This is a genomic window from Mangrovibacterium sp. (assembly GCF_059905295.1).
In genome coordinates this window covers 1-2,127 of the sequence record NZ_JBZQJF010000326.1, presented here as the reverse complement: position 1 = coordinate 2,127, position 2,127 = coordinate 1, and the positions used below count along the sequence as shown (strand labels likewise).

The 2,127-nt window shown below is 44.6% G+C and carries 2 protein-coding genes; one reads left to right on the top strand and one right to left on the bottom strand.

Annotation, left to right across the window (positions count from 1 at the left end):
• The coding region (locus tag AC37HE_RS16450) for a hypothetical protein (RefSeq protein ID WP_500784128.1) at window positions 1–253 on the top strand (253 nt) is incomplete at its 5' end.
• A 40-nt stretch (window positions 254–293) separates the two neighbouring features.
• Here AC37HE_RS16450 and AC37HE_RS16445 read toward each other — a convergent pair.
• Complete coding sequence (locus AC37HE_RS16445) at window positions 294–2,072, bottom strand: ABC transporter ATP-binding protein (RefSeq protein ID WP_500784127.1); 1,779 nt, start codon at window positions 2,070–2,072, stop codon at window positions 294–296.
• Window positions 2,073–2,127: the final 55 nt, after the last annotated feature.

Genomic DNA, 2,127 nt, shown 5'->3' with positions numbered 1-2,127 from the left:
TTTTGGTGCCTATGTGAACAGGGAATCAGAAAAGGCGAAGAAAGCCGGGGTGAACGTGATTTCACGAAAACATCGGTCGATGTACGATGCAGCGGAGGATCTGGCAAACTATATGCTTGAATTTGCCAAATTAGATCGGCGGGAACGCATTGTTCAACGGAATCACATTGTTGAATCATCATACATGTTCGACTGGGACGAGCTTGGCCGTCACTATGACGAAGCATATAAGCATGCTTTGATCAGTGAATAGGTTTTCCTGAAAAGAATGAAATAAAAAACGGCAGCTTTTTTTAAGCTGTCGTTTCTTCTTCAAACTGATGAACCAGCTGAGCATATTTCCCTCTCTGCTTAATCAATTCGTTGTGGGTACCGCGTTCAATGATTTGTCCCTCCTCCAGTACTAAAATCTGATCCGAGTTTTTAATGGTGCTCAGGCGGTGGGCTACGGCAATCACTGTTTTGGTGGCAAAAATGTTGGCAATAGCCTGTTGAATGTATTGTTCAGTTACCGAGTCAACAGCGCTCGTCGCTTCATCGAGAATGATGAGTTCGCTGTTGCCGCAAATGGCACGGGCAAACGAAACAAGTTGGGCCTGTCCTTTTGATAGGTTGTCGCCATTATCCTGAATGACAAAATCGTATTTGTTTGGAAGATCTTGAATAAACCGGTCCGCATAAACGAAACTGGCTGCTTTTTGAATGTCATCCGGACTAATGCCCCGACGTCCAAGACCGATGTTAAAAGCTACCGAGTTGTTAAACATGAAAATATCCTGCTGCATGACTGAAACGGATTCGCGCAATTGCGATAGTGAAATGTCTTTCAACTCCTGTCCGTTTACTGTGATTGATCCTCGATAGCCGGTATAGGTTTTTGCCAGTAGCTTAATGATGGTTGATTTCCCAGAGCCTGTTGTTCCAACCAAGGCTAATCGGTCGCCTTTATTTAGCTTGAATGAAACATCTTTCAGCACATCGGGGCCACCAGAAATGTAGCTAAAGTATACATGGCTGAATTCAATATCGTGTAAGGCAATTGGCTGTGGGGTGGCTTTGCTGTCCTGCAAATGTGGTTCTTCCACGTCTTGCTCATACAGTTCGCTAACATGTTCCAGGGCCGACAATGCTCGCTGGATTGTTGATATTTGCTGGGCGAACTGTTTCACCGGGATGAACAAGCGTTCCAGGGTTGTGATGAAAACAATCAGCACCCCAATGGTGAATGCCTGGTTCCAAATCTGGATTGCTCCGTACCAAAGTATTAGTGCAGTAGCGACCGACGTGATTCCTTCAACAATCGAATAAAGAGCGGAGTCGTATACGTTTGAGTGATTCTGAGCATCGCAAAAATCTTTATTGAGTTGATCGAATTTACGAAAAGCTTCCTCTTCGGCAGCATAAAGCTGAATGGTTTTCATGCCGTTCAACGATTCCTGAAGGTAAGCTGCTGATTTGGCTAAGCTTGTACGTGAAGCATTGTAGGCTACCCGGATTTTTTTTCGCAGATATCGCATCGCCAGAATGATTAACGGGACCACCAGCAATAAGACCAATGTGAGTTGCCAGTTGAGGTAAAACAGGTAGCCAACAAGAGCCAGTGTTTTAATACTGTCGGACAACAACCCAAGTATACCGGCTGCGAACGATTCGGAGATAGCCTCCATGTCGCTGGTTAGGCGCGATAAGGTTACTCCAATTGGTTTCTTATCAAAATAGCTTAACGGAAATCGCAGTGATTTGGCGAACAACTGACGACGAATATCGACAATTGCCATTCCTCCTGCCTTGGAAAATGAGTAGCTGTAAATTCCATCGAATAGCAGGTTCAGGAAGAGGACCAGCGCCAGCAAAATGATCTGAACTTTCAACCCTGACACATTGCCGGGCAGGATGTAGTTGTCGATAATATTCTCGACCAGCCAAAGGAACAAGATCCCGGCAACGGCGGTGATCGGAATTGAAAAAATACTGAAAGCCAGCCATTTTTTGTGTGGTACAAAGTAATGTCCAAAGCGCCGAAGCAACTGCCAGTCGTTACTTTTGAAAAAGTTCTTATTTTGTTTTGCCATTGTTGTTCGTGCTTAATGTTCTTTTTGAAGTTTCGCAATTTCCCGGTAAAAGTCT